17 protein-coding genes are annotated in these 19,404 nt (G+C 61.5%); 7 read left to right on the top strand and 10 right to left on the bottom strand.

Annotation, left to right across the window (positions count from 1 at the left end; genetic code table 11):
* The first annotated feature begins 31 nt into the window (after positions 1–31).
* From AC0L14_RS01055 to AC0L14_RS01040, 4 genes are all read left to right on the top strand, one after another.
* Entirely contained in the window at positions 32–532 is a 501-nt protein-coding gene (locus tag AC0L14_RS01055) for a DUF721 domain-containing protein (RefSeq protein ID WP_473526494.1), read from the top strand.
* A 130-nt stretch (positions 533–662) separates the two neighbouring features.
* Complete coding sequence (locus AC0L14_RS01050) at positions 663–1,391, top strand: DsbA family protein (protein WP_192365396.1); 729 nt, start codon at positions 663–665, stop codon at positions 1,389–1,391.
* 117 nt (positions 1,392–1,508) lie between these two features.
* Positions 1,509–4,967, top strand: coding sequence for a chromosome segregation protein SMC (gene smc, locus AC0L14_RS01045; RefSeq protein WP_473748431.1), 3,459 nt, complete (start codon positions 1,509–1,511; stop codon positions 4,965–4,967).
* 173 nt (positions 4,968–5,140) lie between these two features.
* Positions 5,141–6,127, top strand: a complete 987-nt coding sequence (locus AC0L14_RS01040; RefSeq protein ID WP_473748430.1) for an NAD-dependent epimerase/dehydratase family protein — start codon at positions 5,141–5,143, stop codon at positions 6,125–6,127.
* Between the two features lie 79 nt (positions 6,128–6,206).
* Here AC0L14_RS01040 and AC0L14_RS01035 read toward each other — a convergent pair whose 3' ends face one another.
* From AC0L14_RS01035 to AC0L14_RS01000, 8 genes are all read right to left on the bottom strand, one after another.
* Positions 6,207–7,037, bottom strand: coding sequence for a BtpA/SgcQ family protein (locus AC0L14_RS01035; RefSeq protein WP_473748429.1), 831 nt, complete (start codon positions 7,035–7,037; stop codon positions 6,207–6,209).
* Positions 7,034–7,942, bottom strand: coding sequence for a PfkB family carbohydrate kinase (locus tag AC0L14_RS01030; protein ID WP_473748428.1), 909 nt, complete (start codon positions 7,940–7,942; stop codon positions 7,034–7,036). Before AC0L14_RS01030 ends, AC0L14_RS01035 begins: the two co-directional genes overlap by 4 nt.
* 3 nt (positions 7,943–7,945) lie before the next feature.
* Positions 7,946–8,716 (bottom strand): glutamine amidotransferase, encoded by a 771-nt coding sequence (locus AC0L14_RS01025; RefSeq protein WP_473748427.1) that lies wholly within the window; start codon positions 8,714–8,716, stop codon positions 7,946–7,948.
* A 39-nt stretch (positions 8,717–8,755) separates the two neighbouring features.
* Positions 8,756–9,847 (bottom strand): phosphotriesterase family protein, encoded by a 1,092-nt coding sequence (locus AC0L14_RS01020; RefSeq protein WP_473748426.1) that lies wholly within the window; start codon positions 9,845–9,847, stop codon positions 8,756–8,758.
* A 4-nt stretch (positions 9,848–9,851) separates the two neighbouring features.
* Positions 9,852–10,856, bottom strand: a complete 1,005-nt coding sequence (locus AC0L14_RS01015; protein ID WP_473748425.1) for an ABC transporter permease — start codon at positions 10,854–10,856, stop codon at positions 9,852–9,854.
* The gene (locus AC0L14_RS01010) at positions 10,853–11,650 is read right to left on the bottom strand and encodes an ATP-binding cassette domain-containing protein (protein ID WP_473637095.1); all 798 of its coding nucleotides are present in this window, start codon (positions 11,648–11,650) and stop codon (positions 10,853–10,855) included. The genes AC0L14_RS01015 and AC0L14_RS01010 overlap by 4 nt, the downstream gene beginning before the upstream one ends.
* Before the next feature lie 74 nt (positions 11,651–11,724).
* Entirely contained in the window at positions 11,725–12,663 is a 939-nt protein-coding gene (locus AC0L14_RS01005) for an ABC transporter substrate-binding protein (protein WP_473748424.1), read from the bottom strand.
* Between the two features lie 120 nt (positions 12,664–12,783).
* A complete protein-coding gene (locus AC0L14_RS01000; RefSeq protein ID WP_473545466.1) occupies positions 12,784–13,395 on the bottom strand; it encodes a cupin domain-containing protein in 612 nt (203 codons plus the stop codon).
* Positions 13,396–13,725: 330 nt separating this feature from the next.
* On the opposite strand from AC0L14_RS01000, the gene AC0L14_RS00995 reads away from it, so the two are divergent.
* From AC0L14_RS00995 to AC0L14_RS00985, 3 genes are all read left to right on the top strand, one after another.
* Complete coding sequence (locus tag AC0L14_RS00995) at positions 13,726–14,658, top strand: complex I NDUFA9 subunit family protein (protein ID WP_473748423.1); 933 nt, start codon at positions 13,726–13,728, stop codon at positions 14,656–14,658.
* Positions 14,659–14,769: 111 nt separating this feature from the next.
* Positions 14,770–15,006 (top strand): hypothetical protein, encoded by a 237-nt coding sequence (locus AC0L14_RS00990; protein WP_077381301.1) that lies wholly within the window; start codon positions 14,770–14,772, stop codon positions 15,004–15,006.
* Between the two features lie 161 nt (positions 15,007–15,167).
* On the top strand, positions 15,168–16,940 hold the full coding sequence (locus AC0L14_RS00985) for an SLC13 family permease (RefSeq protein WP_473748517.1): 1,773 nt from the start codon (positions 15,168–15,170) through the stop codon (positions 16,938–16,940).
* Between the two features lie 499 nt (positions 16,941–17,439).
* On the opposite strand, the gene AC0L14_RS00980 is transcribed toward AC0L14_RS00985, so the two are convergent.
* Both AC0L14_RS00980 and AC0L14_RS00975 read right to left on the bottom strand, forming a co-directional pair.
* Positions 17,440–18,579 (bottom strand): helix-turn-helix domain-containing protein, encoded by a 1,140-nt coding sequence (locus AC0L14_RS00980; protein ID WP_473748421.1) that lies wholly within the window; start codon positions 18,577–18,579, stop codon positions 17,440–17,442.
* A gap of 177 nt (positions 18,580–18,756) precedes the next feature.
* Positions 18,757–18,969: a hypothetical protein gene (locus AC0L14_RS00975; RefSeq protein WP_473748420.1), complete on the bottom strand. Its 213-nt coding sequence runs from the start codon at positions 18,967–18,969 to the stop codon at positions 18,757–18,759.
* Between the last annotated feature and the right edge of the window lie 435 nt (positions 18,970–19,404).

Raw genomic sequence — 19,404 nt, 5'->3', positions numbered from 1 at the left:
GCGTGGTGAAGGTCGTGACTGGAGAACGCACATGGCAGGGAAAAGGCCCTTCGGCAATCCCGTTCCGGTGAGTGATCTCGCAACCCAGATTCTCGATCCGGTGTTGCGCAAGCGGGCCGGCATGTCGATCGGGCTCGTCCAGTCATGGGAGGAGATTGCCGGGCCGCGGCTTGCCAGCCGTTCGCGCCCTGAAAAGATCCAGTGGCCGCGCCGCATGCATGAAGATGATCCGTTCGAGCCGGCGGTGCTGGTCATCGCCTGCGAAGGGATGGCCGCCCTCCATCTGCAGCACGAGACCGGCGAGATCATCAACAGGGTCAATTCCTTCCTCGGCTTCAACGCTATCGGCCGGATCAGAATCGTGCAAAAGCCGGTGACGGCGGACAAAGGGCGGCCTAAACCAAGCTTTCGGCCGCTGACCGCGGCCGAGAAGGTGAAGTTGTCAGGCACTGTCGGAATGATCGAGGATGACGGGCTGCGCGCTTCGCTGGAGCGGCTCGGCGCCACCATTCTCGGTCAAAAGAAGGTATAATCTCGCGCTTTCGTGATCGCGTACACAAGATTTGGCGATTGGAATGGGGACGGCGATGCCTTAATTCGCGCCAACTCTCGCCTTTTCTAGCCTTTGCATTGCAAAATCCAACCATTGTCAGGTGATTCGTATGACCCGTCTTTTGTCCCGCAGAAACCTCCTGTCGTCGCTGGCCGCCATTCCGGCGGTGGCTCTGCTCGCCGCCTGCAGCGACTCGGGTGAGAAAGCCGTGGCGGAGGATGTGAAACCTGCGGCCCCCGCCGATCCGATGAAGCCGGCCACTCCGGCCGCGGCCAAGGCGCCTGAGGCCCAGGGCACGGTGGACATGGCGGCCTTGCTGAAACCCGGCGCACTGCCCGACGAGCAACTGGGCAAGGACGACGCGAAGGTCACCATCGTCGAATATGCCTCGATGACCTGCCCGCATTGCGCGCATTTCCACGAAACCACCCTCCCGGAGCTGAAGACGAAATATATCGATACCGGCAAGGCCCGCCTTATCCTGCGCGAATTTCCGTTCGACCCGAGCGCCGAGGCTGGTTTCATGTTGGCGCGCTGCTCCAAAGACAATTATTTCCCGATGGTGGACGTTCTCTTCAGGCAGCAGGCGAACTGGGCAGGTGTCGCCAATACCAAGGACGCCCTGCTGCAAATCTCCAAGATGGCCGGTTTTACACAGGAGTCCTTCGAGGCCTGCTTGACGGACCAGAAACTTCTGGACGATGTGAGATCGGTCCAAAAGCGCGGCGCCGATGAATTCAAGGTCGACTCGACGCCGACCTTCTTTATCAACGGAAAGACCTACAAGGGGGCGCTGTCGATTGAGGAAATCTCGGCCATTATCGACCCTCTGCTCTGACGTTTCGCCAGCGCCGAAGCGGCTGCGCTTCGGCGTGCGCGACTTTTTGTTGTGCCGCGGGTTCTGTTCGCAACACCGCGGAACACTTTTGCGGAACCCGCTTATGGGGCGGCGCGAATGAAGTTTTCGCGCCTCCGTCTGCTCGGTTTCAAGTCCTTCGTCGAACCCGGTGAGTTCGTCATCGAACGCGGCCTGACCGGCATCGTCGGGCCGAACGGCTGCGGCAAGTCGAACCTTGTCGAGGCGCTGCGCTGGGTGATGGGCGAAAGCTCGTACAAGAACATGCGCGCGTCCGGCATGGACGACGTCATCTTTTCGGGTTCTGGAACGCGTCCGGCCCGCAACACCGCTGAAGTCACGCTTTTCCTCGACAACAGCGACCGTAGCGCGCCCTCGGCCTTCAACGACGCGGACGAACTGCAGGTTTCGCGCCGCATCGAGCGCGAGGCGGGTTCGCTCTACCGCATCAACGGCAAGGAAGCCCGCGCCAAGGACGTACAGCTGCTTTTCGCAGACCAATCGACCGGCGCGCGCTCGCCCTCGATGGTCGGGCAGGGCCGCATCGGCGAGCTGATCCAGGCCAAGCCGCAGGCGCGCCGCGCGCTGCTGGAAGAGGCGGCCGGAATTTCGGGTCTGCACACACGTCGCCACGAGGCCGAACTGCGGCTGAAGGCGGCAGAACAAAATCTGGAACGGCTGGACGACGTCGTCGGCGAGCTGGAAAGCCAGATCGAAAGCCTGAAGCGCCAGGCCCGCCAGGCCTCGCGCTTCAAGAACCTGTCGGCCGATATTCGCAAGGCTGAAGCGACGCTGCTGCATCTGCGCTGGACGCTGGCCAAGACACAGGAAGGCGAGGCGCGCTCGGCGCTGGCGATTGCCACGGCACTTGTCGGCGATCGCGCCGCCGCCCAGATGGCTGCCGCCAGGGAGCAAGGGATCGGCGCCCACCGGTTGCCGGAGCTGCGTGACGCGGAAGCCGCCGCCGCTGCCGCCTTCCAGCGCCTGTCGATCGCCAAGACGCAGATCGAGGAAGAAGCGGGCCGCATCCGCGCCCGCCAACTGGAACTCGACCGCCGCCTCCAGCAGCTCGACGGCGACATCGTCCGCGAGGAGCGGATGGTCCGCGACAATGCGGATATTCTTGAACGCCTCGCCGCCGAAGAAGCCGCGCTCAACACCGAGAACGCCGGCGCCGCCGAGCGCGAGGCCAGCACCCGCGCGGCGGTCGAACAGGCGGCGTCGACGCTTGCCGCCAGTGAAGCCAAACTCGCCGGGCTGACCGCCGAACGGGCGGAGGCCGCCGCGTCCCGCAACCAGATCGAACGAACGCTGCGCGACACCGCTGAGCGCCGCGACCGTTTCGCCCGCCAGCTCGCCGATGTCGACCGGGAGTTGTCCGACATCGCCTCCAGGGTCGCCGGCCTGCCCGATCCCGCCGAGAAGCAGCTTCTGGTCGAACAGGCGCTGGCTCTGCTCGAGGAGACCGAAGCCGCGGCGATCGCCGCCGAACAGGCCGTCGCCGAGGCGCGCGCTGCGGAAAGTGCCGCCCGCCCGCCGGTTCAGGATGCAAAGGCCGAGCTGGCGCGGATCGAAACCGAGGCCCGCACGCTGGCCAAGATCCTGAATGCCGCGAGCGGCGACCTCTTCCCCTCCGTCCTGGAGCAGATCAGCGTCGAGCGCGGCTATGAGACGGCGCTGGGCGCGGCTCTTGGCGAGGATCTCGACGTGCCGCTCGACCGCAGCGCGCCGGTGCATTGGGGCCAAAGCGAGGTTCAGCCCGGCGACGCCGCTTTGCCCGAAGGCATCAAGAGCCTTGCCATTGTGGTCCGCGCGCCGGCGCAACTGGCCCGCCGATTGGCGCAGATCGGCATCGTCGACGCTGCTGACGGAAGACGGCTGCAGTCGCAGCTTTCACCCGGGCAGCGGCTGGTCAGCCGCGAAGGGGCGCTGTGGCGCTGGGACGGATTCACCGCCAGCGCCGACGCGCCGACCGCGGCAGCGCAGCGGCTGGCGCAGAAAAACCGACTGGCCGAGCTCGATGCTGAGGCGGTCCACGCGACCCGCATCCTGCGCCAGGCCGAAGAAGCCCTTGCCCATGCCGAGCAGGCGCTTGCCCAGGCGAGCGAGGCCGAGCGCAACGCTCGTCAAGCCGGGCGTGATGCCCAGCATGGGTTGGACGCCGCCCGCAACGTGCTGGCGGAGGCCGAGAAGGCCGGCGGCGAGCTGTCGAGCCGACGCGCCGCACTTGACGAAGCCCGCGCGCGCATCGTCGACAGCCATGAAGAGACGGCCGCGGCTTTCATCGAGGCGGAGATGCTGCTGCAAAGCGCTCCCGATCTCGGTGATCTGCAGTTGCAGCTCGAACAGTCGGCCGCCAACGTCGCTCGCGACCGCGCCACCCTTGCCGATGCCCGCGCCGTCCATGAAGGCTTGAGGCGGGAAGCCGAGGCGCGAACGCGCCGCCTCGACGCCATCGGCGCGGAACGCCGCAACTGGCTGGAGCGCGCCGAAAACGCCTCGACGCAGATCGCAGCGCTCGGCGAACGCAAGGCGGAGGCCGAGGCCGAACGCGAGAGGCTGGCCGACGCACCCGACGAGATCGACGCCAAGCGGCGCGCCTTGCTGTCGCAGCTTGCCGAGGCCGAAAGCCTGCGCCAGGCGGCGGGCGACCGGTTGCAGGAAGCGGAGAACAAGCAGTCCGAACTGGATAAGGCCGCGACATCAGCGATCCAGTCGCTGGCCGAGGCGCGCGAAACCCGCGTCCGCGCCGAAGAGCGGCTGACCGCTGCCGACGAAAGACGGCTCGAGGTCGAGGCGCGCATCCAGGAAACGCTGAACGCGCCGCCGCATCTGGTCATCCGCCACACCGGCCTGGAGGCAGACAGCCCGATGCCGGAGATGGCCGAGATCGAGCGGCAGCTCGACCGGCTGAAGATCGAGCGCGAACGGCTGGGCGCCGTCAATCTGCGCGCCGAGGAAGAGCAGAAGGATCTGTCGGACCGGCTGGAGACCATCGTTTCCGAACGCGAGGACATCATCGAGGCCATCCGCAAGCTGCGGCAGGCAATCCAGAGCCTGAACCGCGAAGGCCGCGAACGGCTTCTGGCTGCCTTCGACGTGGTCAATGGCCATTTCCAGCGGCTGTTTTCGCATCTGTTCGGTGGCGGCACGGCGGAACTGCAACTGATCGAGTCCGACGACCCGCTCGAGGCTGGCCTCGAAATCCTTGCGCGGCCGCCTGGCAAGAAGCCGCAGACGATGACGCTGCTTTCCGGCGGCGAGCAGGCCCTGACGGCGATGTCGCTGATCTTCGCCGTGTTCCTGACCAATCCCGCGCCGATCTGCGTGCTCGACGAAGTCGACGCACCGCTCGACGATCACAATGTCGAGCGTTTCTGCAATCTGATGGACGAAATGGCCGCCACCACCGAGACGCGCTTCGTGATCATCACGCACAACCCGATCACCATGGCGCGCATGAACCGGCTGTTCGGGGTCACCATGGCCGAGCAGGGCGTGAGCCAGCTCGTGTCGGTCGACCTGCAGGCGGCCGAGGCCCTGCGCGAGGCGAGCTGAAGCTTCGACAGTATGGCTTGTTGGTAGCGCCTGTAGGGGCTTTCGGCTATAGACCGAATTGGACTAGGTCGGTGCCGTCCGTCCGCATGTAGCGTTTAGATATTCCGCATGATCCTTTCCGAAATCGATCTCGATTTCACGGTCGTGTGCCAGCATATGCATGGAGAACCTTGTTGCCTGTACTTGTCACTGGAGCCGCCGGATTCATTGGCAGCCATGTTTGCCACCACCTCTTGAACAGGGGGGAAGCAGTCGTCGGTGTCGACAATATGAACGACTATTACGACCTGGCGCTTAAAAAGGGGCGTCTCGCCCGCCTTCAGCCCCACAAGGACTTTTCATTTCATCAGATCGAGATCGCCGAAGAGGGGGCGCTCGCTAACGCTTTGGCCGGCCAAGGCATAACCAGGATTGTCCATCTCGCCGCGCAGGCGGGTGTGCGCCATTCACTCGACAATCCGAGGCTCTATGTCCGTTCCAATGTCGTCGGCCATCTCGAGATGCTCGAATTCTGTCGCACGCAGCCCGCATTAGAGCATCTGGTCTATGCCTCGTCGAGTTCGGTCTATGGCGGCAACCGCAAGGTGCCGTTCAGCGAGACCGATCAGGTCGACCGGCCCGTCTCGCTCTACGCTGCCACCAAGAAGTCTGATGAATTGATGAGCCATACCTACGCCCATCTCTTCGGGGTACCGCAGACCGGCTTGCGATTTTTCACCGTCTACGGTCCCTGGGGCCGGCCCGACATGGCCTATTGGATATTCACCAAGGCGATGCTCGAAGGCAAGCCGATCCGGGTGTTCAACAATGGCGAGATGTGGCGGGATTTCACGTATGTCGACGATGTGGTGAGGGCAGTCGTTGCCGTGCTCGACAAGCCGCCATCGGCTGAAGTTCCGCCGAGCAGGGTTTACAATGTCGGCAACAACCGGCCGGTGCGGCTGGGCGATTTCATCGACACTCTGGAAAGACTGCTCGGTGTAAAGGCGATCCGCCACAGCGAGCCGATGCAGAGCAGCGACGTCGAGCGGACCTATGCCGACATGACTGCGCTGGGGCGCGATTTCGGCTTCAAGCCGAGTGTTTCGATCGAAGATGGGCTGAAGAGATTTGTCGACTGGTACCGGTCCGAATGGGCTGCAGGACCAACGACAAGGTGACTGCGGCCTGAGTGTCGTCGCCTGCGGGTCTCCGCGTTTGCGGCCTGAGGGGCGCGACTTCGCTCCAATCGCCGCTCTATCATCGCCTCAGCCCGGCCATGAAGGTCTTTACTCGGGCAGGATCGACCTGGTTCCACCAGACGCCGTCATGCTTCAGCGCACTGGCGATGATGATCCCGTCGACGATGCCAAGGATATCGTTTGCATTATCGGGCGTCACGCCGCTGCCGACCAGCGTCGGTAGGCCGGCAGCCTCTTTGATCATGCTGATATAGCTCAGATCCGCAGCGTGCCCGGTGCGCTGACCGGTCGCGATGATGGCGTCGGCATCGAAGAAAACCAGATCCTTGACCTGTTCCTCCACCGGGCGGTCGGCAACGATCGCATGTGCGCCATGCTTGACATGAGCATCGGCGAAAACACGGATGCCGTTGGCGCGCAGCCTGGCGCGATAGCGTGCCGCGCGGCCCGACTCCCCCTCGACAAAACCCTCGTTGGCGACATAGGCGTTCGCCCACTGATTGACGCGGATGAAGCCCGCGCCAGCGGCACTGGCGATCGCAACGGCAGGGATGGCGGCGTTAGCGAGCACATTGATGCCGACCGGCTTGCCGAGTTCGCGGCGGATACGGTCGGAAACGACCGCCATATAGGCCGCCGTCTCCGGTCCGATATCGTCAGGTTTGGCAAAGGGGATGTCGCCATGATTCTCGACGATCACGCCGTCGCATCCGCCATCGAGATAGGATCTCGCATCATCCAGACCCCGCTGATAGATCGCCTCGACCGCCTCGCCGTCATAGCGCGGCGCGCCGGGAAGCGGCGCAAGGTGGACGACGCCGATCACCACCTTGGTGCGGCCGAAAAGTTCTACGAGCGCGTCGCCGCCTGATTGGCCGAGTTGGGTCATGAGAGCTCCGTTTGATCGATGAGCGCCGCCATTTCAGACGCGGAAGGACAGGATATCAATGTGCCCGGGCGAGTCACCGCAATCGCCGCGGCGGCGAGCGCGAACTTCAGCGCTGAGATAACCGGCACGCCCTTGGCAAGCCCGCCGGCGAGACAGCCGCAAAAGACATCGCCGGCGCCGCTGGTGTCGAGCGCCTCGACACGTGGCGCCGGCAAACGAAGCGATCCCCCCCGGTCAGGGCCAAGGAAGAGACAACCTTCAGCGCCAAGTGTGATCACGACTGTCCCGGCGCCTTTGGCCGCCAGCGCGCCGGCTGCGGCTGCCATATCACCCTGGCCGGTCAGTTCTTTCGCCTCGGATTGATTCACCACCAACACCTGCGCCAGACGCAAGTCAGGCAGAGCCGCCGCATCGATAGGGCTGGCGTTCAGGACGGTACGCGCACCATTTTCCTGTGCTGCCAGCAGGCAGGCATTTATCGCGTCGCCTCGCAGGTTTCCTTGGCAGACAACGATGTCGTTAAACGCAATCCGGCGCGCAAGTGCGGTTTGCGCGATCGGATCGAACGCCTCGCTGCAGGCGACGCCGCTGACGATGAAATTCTCGCCGCCGGCCTCAATGACGATGGTCGAGCGGTCGCTTGGCAGGTCGAATTCAATCGCCTCGAGGTCAGACAACTCCCTGTCGAGGCGGCTCCTGATCCATGTGCCTGCGCGGTCCTTGCCGAGCGCCGTCCAAAACGTCACCGCAGCACCCGTGCGCGCGGCGGCAACCGCCTGGTTTGCGCCCTTGCCGCCGAGGCCGTCGGCGTAGCTGCTGGCGTTCAAAGTCTCGCCGGCGGCAGGGAAGCGGACGACGCGAAACGTCGTGTCGACGCAGGCATTGCCGACGACATGGACATGCATCGCTCAGCTCTCACCGGTCGCCCAGCTCAGCATCTGTTCGAACAGGGTTTTGTAGCCTTTCCAGGCGATGAACTCCGGTGGCAGCCAATGCGGCCCGACATCGGACGTCCAGGCCACGGTGCGGCCCTTGCCATAGTGGCCGGTGACGAGCAGTGGCAGCGATCCGTAGTCCGACGACACGGTTGCCAGAACTTCCGCCCCGTCTTTCGGCGTCACCTCGTTGAAGCCGAGCAGGATTGGCCAATCCGAACCGAGACCCTTCAGGATCGGATGGTCCGAGGAGCCTTTCAGGACAGGCGAAAACCCTTCCGGCACCTCGACGCGGTCGTCGAACGCGAGGCAGCTCACCGGCAGCACCTCCTCGACCGGGGTCTTGCGGTAGCGCGCGCCGCCATTGATGCCCTGGAAGCTATAGTAGCCGCCGAACATCAAAAGCCCGCCGCCGTCGCGCACATAATCGCGCAGCAGACGCAGACGGTTCGGCGTCGGCTTGGAGTGAACCCAGGTGTCGGGATGCAGAAGCAGCGTGTTGGCGCCGATGTCGGAGAGCACCACCGCGTCATAGGCCGAAAGCGGCTCCATTGTTTGCGGAAAGCTGCGCTGTGCCTCATGCGCCGGCATGAAGGTCACGTCGAAGTCGGTCGACTTCAGCGCCGTCAGCAATTCGTCGGCGCCGGTGTGGTAGGTGACCGTCGGAAACTGGTCGAAACCCTTGATATGGGTGGCGGTCGACACCCAGGATTCACCGGCAAGCAGGATCTTTTTCTTGGACATTTGAACTCCGTCGTAAGTCTCAGCCGTAATTTGGGCCGCTTAGTTCTGCCGCGCGAATACGGCCTTCGGATTGGCGATCAGCATGCGGTCGATGGCTGGCTGCTCGACGCCATGCCGTTTCAGGCGCGGTATGAAGTGCTTGAGGATGTAGCCGTAGCCGAAACCGCCGAAGCGGGTCAGCATGATCTTGAGGAACACATCCTGCGACAGCAGCAGGCGGTCGCCGAAGCCGGCCTCGACAAGTGCCGCGATCGCTCGCGCATTCTCTTCATCGGAGGGCGATTGCGCGTCCTGATCAGCATAATAATAGTCCATGCCGATCATATCGTATTCGAGGAACGCGCCGCGCCGGGCGAGGCTTGTCTGATAGTCGAGATCGCTGTGGCTGGGGTTCATGTGGCAGAGCACCGTGTGGCGAAGATCGGCGCCCTCGGCCTCCACGATATCGAGCACGTCGTGCGCCAGCCGCTCCCAGCCGGGCAGGTGGATCGACAGCGGCACGCCGGTGATGCGCGAGGCCCGCGCCGAAGCTTGCAATGACTTTCGCTCCTCGGCGGTAAAATCCTTGCTGACGCCGACCTCGCCGATCAGGCCGGCCATGATCGGCGGCTGCGTCTCGCCGCCGCCGACGTCGTTGACGATGAACTCGGTCACTGCGTCGACATCCATCGTCTTCAGCCATTCGGGATGGGTGTGCTCCAGATAGAAGCCGGTGCCCATGACAATCTTCAGGCCGGACATGCGGCTGATGCGCGCGAGCTTTTCCGGCTCGCGGCCGATGCCGATATTGGTCGCGTCGACGACGGTGTGGCCGCCCAGCGCGCGATAGCGTTGCAGCTCAGACAGCGCCAGGTCACTGTCGTCGAGCGAAACATTGTCGCGGTTGACGTAAGGGTTCATGCGCAATTCGCCGATGATCTCGATGTTCACCGGCTGCTCGGCGAGCGCCATGTCGTCGGGATGACAGGGACATTTCCAGCTGCGCGCGCCGTCGAGCAAGATGTGCTCGTGCATCAGCGTAATGCCCATTTCTTCGACCGGAACGGGGCCGAGCACGGTCATCACATGGCCGGTATCGACCCCGATCGCCAGCCGCTGCCTGGGAGCTGCGTCATCGAAGAGATCGCTCATAGGCTCAACGGCTCCGTACGGCGCCGCGGAACAGGCGGAAGTTCAGCCAGATGGCGATCAGGATGATCGTTCCGGTGACGATCGGCGTCAGGAAAGGCGACAGATGCGCCAGGATCAGGCCGTTGCCGATGACGGCCACGGTAAGCGCGCCGAGCACCGTGCCGATGATCGTTCCGCGGCCGCCGAACAGGCTGGTGCCGCCAAGCACGACGGCAGCGATTACTTCGAGCTCAAACCCTTGCCCGGCATTCGACGATCCGGATCCGAGCCGGGCCGCAATGATGATCCCCGCAAGTGATGCCGCGGCGGCGGAAATCACGTAGACGAAAAGTGTCGTCAGCCGTGTGTTGACGCCGGCGCGTCTAACCGCTTCGGCGTTGGCGCCGATGCCGGTCACGTAGCGGCCGAACGGCGTCTCGTTGAAGGCGATATAGGCGATCGCGAGGATCGCCAGCGCGATCAGCGCCGGCGCCGGCACGCCAAGCAACCAGGCGCGGCCCAGCACCGTGAAAGGGCTTCCCGGCTCGATGGGGATCGAGTAGCCGCCGGTGATCAGCAGCGCCACGCCACGGATCACCGAAAGCCCGGCAAGCGTGACGATGAAGGCCGGGATGCCCTCATAAGCGACGAAGTAACCCTGAACCGCGCCGAGCAAGGCGCCCAGCGCAAGCATGGCGAGGATGACCAGCGGCCATGGCAGGCCCAGCTGCAGCAATGTCGCCGACAAGGTTGCCACCAGCGCCAGCACGGAGCCGACCGAAAGGTCGATGCCGCCGGTGGTGATGACGAAAGTCATCGCTGCGGCGACGATCAGCAGCGGTGCCGACTGACGCAGGATGTTCAGCAGATTGGGCGACGTCAGAAAGGCGTCCGTCGCCACCGAAAAGATGACGCTAACGATAAGAAAGAACAGCGCGATCGACACGACACTGCCATTGGCAAGCACCGCATCTCGCCACGTGCCTTCGCGGACCCTTTGAGACTGAGCGGAGTGGGTCAGGTCGCTCATGCCGGCGCTCCATCGCGATAGGCGCTGGTGGCCGAACGAGCGTTGAACTTGCGGCCCACGATCAGGTTGACGACATCTTCGATATTGGTTTCGCCGATCAGCCGCTCGGCGACGTTGCGTCCTTCGTACATGACCTGGATGCGGTCGCATACGAGGAACAGATCCTGAAGGCGGTGGGTGATCAGAATGACGCTGACGCCGCGGGCGCTCACGGCGCGGATCAGGTCCAGCACAGCCTCGACCTCGGCGACGGCAAGCGCTGCCGTCGGCTCATCCATAATCAGCACGGACGGCTCGAACGAGGCGGCGCGGCCGATCGCGATCGACTGTCGCTGTCCGCCGGACAGATTTTCGACCTTGAGCCGCGTGTCGGCGATAACGATGCCGAGTCGGTCGAGCATCTGGCGCGTTTGCTCGTGCATGCGCTTCTTGTCGAGAAAGGAAATGCCGGCGATGCGGCGGCGCGGCTCGCGGCCGAGAAAGAGATTGCCGGCGACGTCGACCGTGTCGCAGAGCGACAGATCCTGATAGACCATCTCGACGCGCGCTGCACGCGCCTCCGCTGGCGAGCTGAAGGTCACCGGCATGCCATCGATCTCGATCGTGCCGGCATCGGGAACCACCGCCCCCGACAGCACCTTGCTCAACGTCGACTTTCCCGCGCCATTGTCGCCGACAAGCCCCAGGACCTCGCCCGGCTTCAGCACCAGCGACACGTCATCAAGCGTCTGAATGGCGTTGTAGCGCTTTGAGATGCCGCTCATCCGCACCCGATAGGTCTCGCTACTGCTCATCTTCGATCCACGGGCTTTGCCAAGCGTCCGCGGCGTAGCCTCAAGCGGCGCCGCGGATCGGTCATCGACGGAGTTTACTGGAACATCGCGCGAAATTTGTCGACGTTGTCCTTGGTCACGATCGTCACCGGAATATTGATGATCGGCTCGACCGTTTCGCCCTTCTTGAGCTTGGTCAATGCTTCGACAGCGGCCTTGCCTTCACCGGCCGGATCCTGCTGGACGACCGCAACCACCCAACCATCGTCAATGCCCTGAATGACCTGCTTGGTCAGGTCCCAGCCGAACACCTTGACGTCGCCGGTGCGGCCTTGGCTGGTTACGGCCGAAACAGCGCCGAGCAGAGCCGGCTCGCCGGTCGCGTATAGCGTCGTCATGTCCGGATTGGCGGTCATCAAATTCTCCGAAGCGCTCATCGCGGTCTCCTGAACATTCTGGCCGTCGACCGTGTCGAGGAAGGTGATCGCCAGGCCGCTGTCAGTGACCGCCTTCTTGAAGCCGTCGAGCCGCTGGTTCTGAATGAACGAATTGAGCGCGCCGACGATACCGATCTTGGCAGTGCCGCCCATCTCCGACTTCACATAGTCGGCGTAGAATTTGCCGATATCCTCGCCGGCCTTGGCGTTGTCGACGCCAATGAACGCAACGTTGTCGCCGTCGGGAATCTGCGCGTCGATGGCGATCACGGGGATGCCGGCCGCCTTCGCGGCGGTGATTGCAGGCTTGACGCCGTTTACGTCGATGGCGACCAGAATGATGCCGTCGACTTTCTGTGTGATGTAGTTCTCGATCGCGTCATTTTGCGCGCTCGGCACATTGTTGGCATTGAAGATGACCAGCTTGGCGCCTGCGGCGTCGGCTGCCTTCTGCGCGCCCTCATTGATCTGGTTGAAGAACAGGGCCTGCTGGTTGATGTTGACGAGAGCGAACGTATCGGCGAACGCCGATCCCATCGCTGTCGAGCAAATGGCGATGAGGGCGGCGCAACGGAAGAGAAGTGTGAACGGACGCATTTACGGTTCCCCTTGCTTGCGGGCCAAACCTGTTCGGCTGGACCCATTGGTGCTACAGGCACGAGGCAAACATTCAAGAGACTTGAATATTTGTCAACGAATTTGATCTCTGAGCGCCCGTCAGAAGGTCGCTGGCGTGTTGACCCAGAAAATGCTGGCTCTCTCCTTGCCGATGTTGCGGTAATGGTGCGGCAGCTCCGACCTGAACACGAACGCATCTCCGGTGGCGAGATCATGGCTCTTGCCATCGACGATCAGCTTAATACGGCCGGCGAGCACATAGCCGACTTCTTCGCCGACATGCTGGATGGGACCTTCGCTCTCGCCGTCCGCCTCGATATGATGGATATTGCACTGCAGCAGGTGACCGGGCGAATACGGAATAATGCGCTCAAGCGAAATGCCTTCGCCGCGCCTCAGCGCGTCGAGCGAGATCAGTGGCCGCGCGCCTGCGCGGAACACGATCGCCTCGTCGTCGTCGACCTGTTCGAACATCCAGCCGATATTGGTCTCCAGAACTTCGACCAGGCGGTGAAGCATGGGCAGGGATGGCGAAGCCTTGCCGTTCTCGATCTTGGATAAAAGGCTTTCAGAGCAGTTCGCAGCTGTCGCCAGCGCCTTCAGCGTCATGCCCCGTGTCTGCCGGGCGAGGCGCAACCGCGTTCCAAGCCGCGCGGCATTTACGGTGGCGTCCATTTCGGACTCCGGCCGTCGCCGATCGATTTTGTTCATCCGTTCGCCAACCATTCAACAGTCATGGACAACTGTCGCGCGAGCAAAAGACAGCGGCGACGGATTTGCAAGTGATGATTTGTCAATTTCGACGCTGCAGTGCCTCGGCCAGTTTTTGATAGCACGGATAAAGCAACTCAGCGTCAAACACTCGCCCTCTATAGCGACATCGGCGGTCCCCCGATCAACCCGGCGCTGACTGGAACAAAAAGCGTTCCTGCGTTGTTCTCCAACCGTCCCGATGTTCGAAGGGGCTGGTTCATACGCCGGCGAGGGGCAATCCTCGCGGCAGGCGCTCGGCGGGCACGCGAAGAAGGGATGGCGAGGCAGATGGATACTGACGATCTCAACGCAGAACGGATCGTCACTGTGTTCGGCGGGACAGGCTTTCTCGGGCGCCGGATCGTGAAGCGGCTCCTGGAAAGCGGTTTCAGGGTCCGCGCCGCATCCCGCCACCCGGCTCGTGTGGGCCAGGTTTTTTCCTCGACGTCAAGGATGCCCGAAGCCGTCGAGGCGGACATATTGGATGCGTCCTCGATCGGCTCGGCCATTGCCGGATCACAGGCGATCGTGAATGCCGTCGGTCTCTATGTCGAGCAGGGCGCCCAGACGTTTGAGCGCGTACACGTCGAAGCCGCAGCTGATCTTGCCGCCGCGTCGCGCGCTGGCGAGGTCGACCGGTTCGTCCAGATTTCGGGGATCGGCTCCGATCCTCAATCGGATTCGAATTATATTAGGGCACGTGGGCGCGGAGAAGAGGCGGTGGCGAGCGCATTTCCCGGCGCCATCATTGTGCGTCCCGCCGTCATGACAGGACCTGACGACGTTTTCCTCACGACGATTGTCAGGCTGATACGCCTTCTGCCGGTCTATCCGCTGTTCGGCGATGGCGGCACACGGCTTCAGCCGGTCTATGTGGAAGACGTCGCAGACGCAGTCAGCCGGCTGATCGACGGGCGAAACCACAAGGGCTCATCCATATTCGAATTCGGTGGCCCGCGAATCTACACCTACAAGGAACTGCTGCGGGAGGTCGCCCGACAACTCGGTACCCACATCAGGCTGATGCCGGTGCCGTTTGCGGCGTGGGACGCTTTGGCTGGCGTCGCGGAACTCCTTCCGGCCGCGCCCCTAACGCGCAACCAGGTCGATCTTATGCGGCACGACAACGTGGCAGCAATCGGCGCGCCGGGCCTGAAGGAACTCGACATCGCGCCGCGGGACATCGAGGAGGTGATCCGCTTGATCGAACGGCGCGCGTGACGCTGCTCGGGCTCGTCACCTGCTTAGCAAGACTCTACGATCCTGACGGGAACCTATCGCCATGCGGCGGGTTGGTCGAGCTTGAGCCAATGAAGAAGAAGGAAAAGGACTATGGCCAGATGCGATCAATGCGGGAATGACTACGACAAGGCTTTCGAAGTGAAGCTGGCTGAGGAAACCTATACGTTCGACAGCTTCGAATGCGCGATCCAGAAACTTGCGCCGCTCTGTCCGCATTGCGGATGCCGGATCATCGGACATGGCGTCGAACAAGATGACATCATCTACTGCTGCGCACATTGCGCCGCAGAGGAAGGTGCAAGCGCACTGACCGATCGCGCACCTTGATGCAACGCTACCAGGATCATGGCCCCATGAGCCAGGAACACCGCTCGGCACGGCTTATTGGCAAGATGGAACCGTGCTAGCAAAGTCGTGACCAGCGAAAGCAACAAAAGGTCGGTTTGGCCGTTCTGATCAGCCGCATTTGCGGCGGGGCATTCGAAGACATGACTACGCCGCAAATTTTGTCGTTCGCCGTTATCTTCGTGATGATGGCGGCGCTCGTATGGGGCCGGTATCGATATGATCTGGTCGCAGCTGCGGCACTGTTGCTTTCACTCGCGGTTGGCATCGTGCCTTTTGACGACGCCTTCAGCGGGTTCAGCGACGACATCGTGATCATTGTCGGCAGTGCCCTGCTGGTGAGCGCAGGCATAGCCCGCTCGGGCATCATGGAAGTTACCATCAAGCGCTTTGTTCCGAACCTATCGGGTGTTCGGTCGCAACTGGCGCTGCTGGTGATCGTGGTTACGATCCTGTCTGCGTTTGTAAAGAATATCGGTGCGCTCGCTATCATGATCCCGATCGCCTTCCAGTTCGCCCGTCGGTCGAGCGTTTCACCCTCGATATTCCTGATGCCTATGGCCTTCGGGTCACTGCTCGGTGGGCTCATGACGCAGGTGGGAACATCTCCCAATATCGTTGTGTCCCGTGTGCGGGAGGAACTGACCGGCGCCGCCTTCACGATGTTCGACTTTACACCTGTTGGAGCCGCGCTGGCCGCCGCCGGAACGATCTTCCTGGTGCTTTTCTATTGGCTGTTACCGGTGCGCGAAAAGCTGGGCGGGTCGCTGAATGAAGCCATCGACATCAAGAATTACCTGACAGAGGCGCGAATTGTCAGCGATTCCACGGTGCTCGGGAAAACCGTCGCAGACCTCATTAAGCTTTCCGGCGGCGATGCTATTGTGACGTCGATCCTGCGCAATCGGACTATGCGGATGACGCCACTGCCCGATGCTGTCCTCAAAGTGAACGACATTCTGCTGCTCGAAGGCGACCCAGTGGCGCTGGATCGCCTTGTCTCGCAGGGCAAACTCAGCGTCACGGGCGATAGGGTCGGTGGTGGCGACACCACCAGTGAGATGGTGGCTATTGAAGCCGTCATCGGTGAAAGCTCCTCTTTGATCGGCTGGACGGCCCAGCGCCTTGCCCTTTACGACCGCTTCAACGTCAACCTCCTGGCCGTCAGCCGTCGCGGCGAGCGCCTCGACCGCAGGCTGGCCAAAATCGAGCTAAGGCTTGGCGACGTCGTCGTGTTGCAGGGCAATGCTGCGACGATACCCGAGATACTGCGTGAACTCGGCTGCCTGCCGCTGGCAGAAAGGGCTATCCTGCTTGGTAGCGTCCGCAAGGGTATCGTGCCGGTAACGATCCTGGCTCTCGCCATGGTGGCGACTGCGTTTGGGCTGCTACCGGTCTCCGTTGCTTTCTTTGCAGCCGCGGTCGGGATGGTGCTTTTCAAGGTCATCCCGGTTCGGGAGGTCTACCAATCGCTGGATGCTCCAATCCTCGTCATGCTCGCCGTTCTCATTCCAGTGAGCGATTCGCTGCGCAGTACAGGGGCAACAGAAGTAGTTGCCGGCGAGCTTGCCAAACTCGGGACCATTCTTCCGGCGCCCGGCGCACTGATGCTTATCCTTGTCGCCGCCATGGCCGTTACGCCATTCCTCAACAATGCCGCCACCGTTCTGGTCATGGCGCCTATCGCCGCCGAGTTTGCCGGCGATCTCGGCTACAGGCCGGAAGCATTTCTGATGGCGGTCGCCATTGGCGCCGGCTGCGATTTTCTCACCCCGATCGGCCACCAGTGCAACACGCTCGTCATGGGGCCGGGCGGCTACCGTTTCAGCGATTATCCACGTCTGGGACTGCCGCTATCGTTCCTCGTCATCATTGTTGCTGTGCCGATGCTAATGATCGTATGGCCAATGAACTAAAATGCGATGGAAGCTCGAACTTTCGCCGGCCGGCGAAAACTGTCGCATCACTAACGTGCTCAACTGTCGCATTATTAAACGGCTGCTACACATGTGTCCGGAACGGACCCTGTGAGCGATGGCTGGGGTTCCTGGATACTTTTCGAACTTTTTGTCTCGCACCTCCAGCCGAATTGCGAGCGTTTGTGAAAGAGATCAGGATATCTGAACACGCTATGGGACAAGCTTGATTGACGGATTAGCTCTCTAGATTCTCTCAGCGGTTCACGACAGAGAGGTCCACTTGGGCTGTCGCGTTTGCCAGCTCTCGGGGGTTCGAGCCGGAAGACCGCTACATCGCGAGGCTTACTATGGAAGAGGCGTTCTTATACTATCGGCGACGTGCGGCTTATTCGAAAATTTTCCCATTATAGGGATAGAAGGTTGGTCGATTGCTTAGATGCCCGAAGTCGTCATCGAACGTCCTTAGTGTACATATTATATATGCTCCTCGCCATCCTCAAAAGAGGCCGAGCGTTTGCAGCAGGCTTTCGAATGTGACCTTTGGTTTCTTACCTGTTTGCCTATCCGGGTACATGTAGTCTTCGGACGACTGCTTGCGTATGTTGCTCGGGCTATACCCGAACTGCTGCGTGAAAGCTCGACTGAAATTCGCCGCTGAATCGAAGCCGATTGCTAGACCAACTTCGGCGACCTTTCGGGTGTCGGAAGGATCCGCTAACATTGCATGAGCTGCGGATAGACGTCGTCGACGAATGTAATTCGCAACGCCGCCGGACGTTTCGAAAAGCTCATAGAGCCGTGTCCTCGAGGTCGCCAGTTCCCGGGCGAGAGCATCCGGTGTCAGGTCGGGCGAGGCAAGATTGCTCGAAATGAAGCGTCTCGCCCGCGTCATCAATCCGATTTGTGAGATCTGATCGTTGCCGTCATCACGATCCACCAAAGGTGTAACCGCGTCGAATACCATTTTCCGCAAACGGTCCTTGATTCTAGGAAGGTCGTCTTGCGTGAAGCGATCGAGATTGGCTTCAACGCTTGACATAAGATCGATCAGCAGTTTGGCCCGGTGTCCACCCAAAACGACGTTGTTGCTCGCCGCCGGCAAGCTACCTCCATCGGCAAACAGATCGACGGGAACGATCAGGCTGATCGACTCCGTTGCCAGCGCCCGCCCGCTAAACGGATGCCCGAGCGAGCGGATTTCAATCATGCCCGGTTCATTTTGCGCGACACGTCCGTCAACTCCGGTCCAGGTGCGACCGGCGCGGAGAACGGTGATCTGCCAATGGTCAATTGGACTGAACCGCACCGCGTCTGGCGAGCGTTCGTAACTGAAGGCCGGAACGGTTTGTTGCAACAAAAGCATGCCGCCCAGATTCCACACCGCCTGCTGGACGACAAATCCATCCTCGGGATCCACATTGTTCGGCAGACGCGAATCCATCAATACCGCCATATGCTCCCGCCAGGCAGCAAACTGCTGGATTGGTGGAAGGATTTCCGTCTCAAAGCGCAACGACGTCAGGACGGCCTTCTCCACCTCATCCTCACCGAGTGGATCCTGCGACATGCGCGGCCAACGGCGACGTTCGACAGATGTCGGCTCCCTGTCGTTAGGTGGGACCGTCTTATCCGACATCACTGCCTCCAGCCACGACCCGGAAGGCCGCGACGTCGCGCTGCTTCAGGAGATATGCCACCGTCATCGCCATGGGGAGGAACTGACCGACCGCATAGACAACATTCCGACCCTGCCAGCTTGTATGGAAAAACGACATGAAGGGGAAGCTTGCGATGGAAATGATAAGCGCCGCTCTCAAACCTCCTTCTTGCCGTAAAAATAGCGCGCGCCGATCCAGGTGAGGCAAAAGGAATAGATAATGATGGTATTGCCGATGGCGGCAGGCCAGAAGGCACCTTCATTACCCTGAACGGAAAGAACGATCCCTCCGATAAAGGTCAGAAATACTGAGGTGAGCCGAATCCGGGAAGGCACGAAATCACGAAAGGTCACGGCAACCGCAGCCAAGATTACACAGACAGTCATGGAATTCAGTAATATAACGACGATAGCGTCAGAAATCCATCTGCAGCATGCCAACCTCACGTCGCCTCCGAGGTATATTGTTTATAAGATAAACAAAATCATTAGATATATTTAAGGATCACTGTTTGTAGAGTAGTAAATTATATCGCGCACCAAGTCAACAAAGCCTAGCCCTTAGCGGCTCGATCCTGAACCGACCATGAATGGGATTCTTGGCTCGCTTCGAGATAAAAGCCTTTGGCAGCATCGATCTCGGCACAGGCAATCGAATCGCTTGAAGCCCACCGTCTCCATCAAAAAACAATGTCTGCGGCGGTTCAGCTGCAAAAATGGACGCTTTGAAAAGTTTCCGGATTCCCTGATATCGCAACGTAGGAACCGGGGAGGTATTGGAAATCATCAGATTCACTACAGGAA

The organism is Mesorhizobium sp. WSM4841, assembly GCF_055811515.1.
Note: the sequence above shows the minus strand (reverse complement) of the source record. Positions and strands in the feature narration are given on the sequence as shown.

What these genes read in the sequence shown, in the direction of transcription:
- AC0L14_RS01055 (WP_473526494.1), top strand. Translation starts at nt 32, where the DNA reads ATGGCAGGGAAAAGGCCCTTCGGCAATCCCGTTCCGGTGAGTGATCTC.
- AC0L14_RS01050 (WP_192365396.1), top strand. Translation starts at nt 663, where the DNA reads ATGACCCGTCTTTTGTCCCGCAGAAACCTCCTGTCGTCGCTGGCCGCC.
- smc (WP_473748431.1), top strand. Translation starts at nt 1,509, where the DNA reads ATGAAGTTTTCGCGCCTCCGTCTGCTCGGTTTCAAGTCCTTCGTCGAA.
- AC0L14_RS01035 (WP_473748429.1), bottom strand. Translation starts at nt 7,037, where the DNA reads ATGACCCAACTCGGCCAATCAGGCGGCGACGCGCTCGTAGAACTTTTC.
- AC0L14_RS01030 (WP_473748428.1), bottom strand. Translation starts at nt 7,942, where the DNA reads ATGCATGTCCATGTCGTCGGCAATGCCTGCGTCGACACGACGTTTCGC.
- AC0L14_RS01025 (WP_473748427.1), bottom strand. Translation starts at nt 8,716, where the DNA reads ATGTCCAAGAAAAAGATCCTGCTTGCCGGTGAATCCTGGGTGTCGACC.
- AC0L14_RS01020 (WP_473748426.1), bottom strand. Translation starts at nt 9,847, where the DNA reads ATGAGCGATCTCTTCGATGACGCAGCTCCCAGGCAGCGGCTGGCGATC.
- AC0L14_RS01015 (WP_473748425.1), bottom strand. Translation starts at nt 10,856, where the DNA reads ATGAGCGACCTGACCCACTCCGCTCAGTCTCAAAGGGTCCGCGAAGGC.
- AC0L14_RS01010 (WP_473637095.1), bottom strand. Translation starts at nt 11,650, where the DNA reads ATGAGCAGTAGCGAGACCTATCGGGTGCGGATGAGCGGCATCTCAAAG.
- AC0L14_RS01005 (WP_473748424.1), bottom strand. Translation starts at nt 12,663, where the DNA reads ATGCGTCCGTTCACACTTCTCTTCCGTTGCGCCGCCCTCATCGCCATT.
- AC0L14_RS01000 (WP_473545466.1), bottom strand. Translation starts at nt 13,395, where the DNA reads ATGAACAAAATCGATCGGCGACGGCCGGAGTCCGAAATGGACGCCACC.
- AC0L14_RS00995 (WP_473748423.1), top strand. Translation starts at nt 13,726, where the DNA reads ATGGATACTGACGATCTCAACGCAGAACGGATCGTCACTGTGTTCGGC.
- AC0L14_RS00990 (WP_077381301.1), top strand. Translation starts at nt 14,770, where the DNA reads ATGGCCAGATGCGATCAATGCGGGAATGACTACGACAAGGCTTTCGAA.
- AC0L14_RS00985 (WP_473748517.1), top strand. Translation starts at nt 15,168, where the DNA reads ATGACTACGCCGCAAATTTTGTCGTTCGCCGTTATCTTCGTGATGATG.
- AC0L14_RS00980 (WP_473748421.1), bottom strand. Translation starts at nt 18,579, where the DNA reads ATGTCGGATAAGACGGTCCCACCTAACGACAGGGAGCCGACATCTGTC.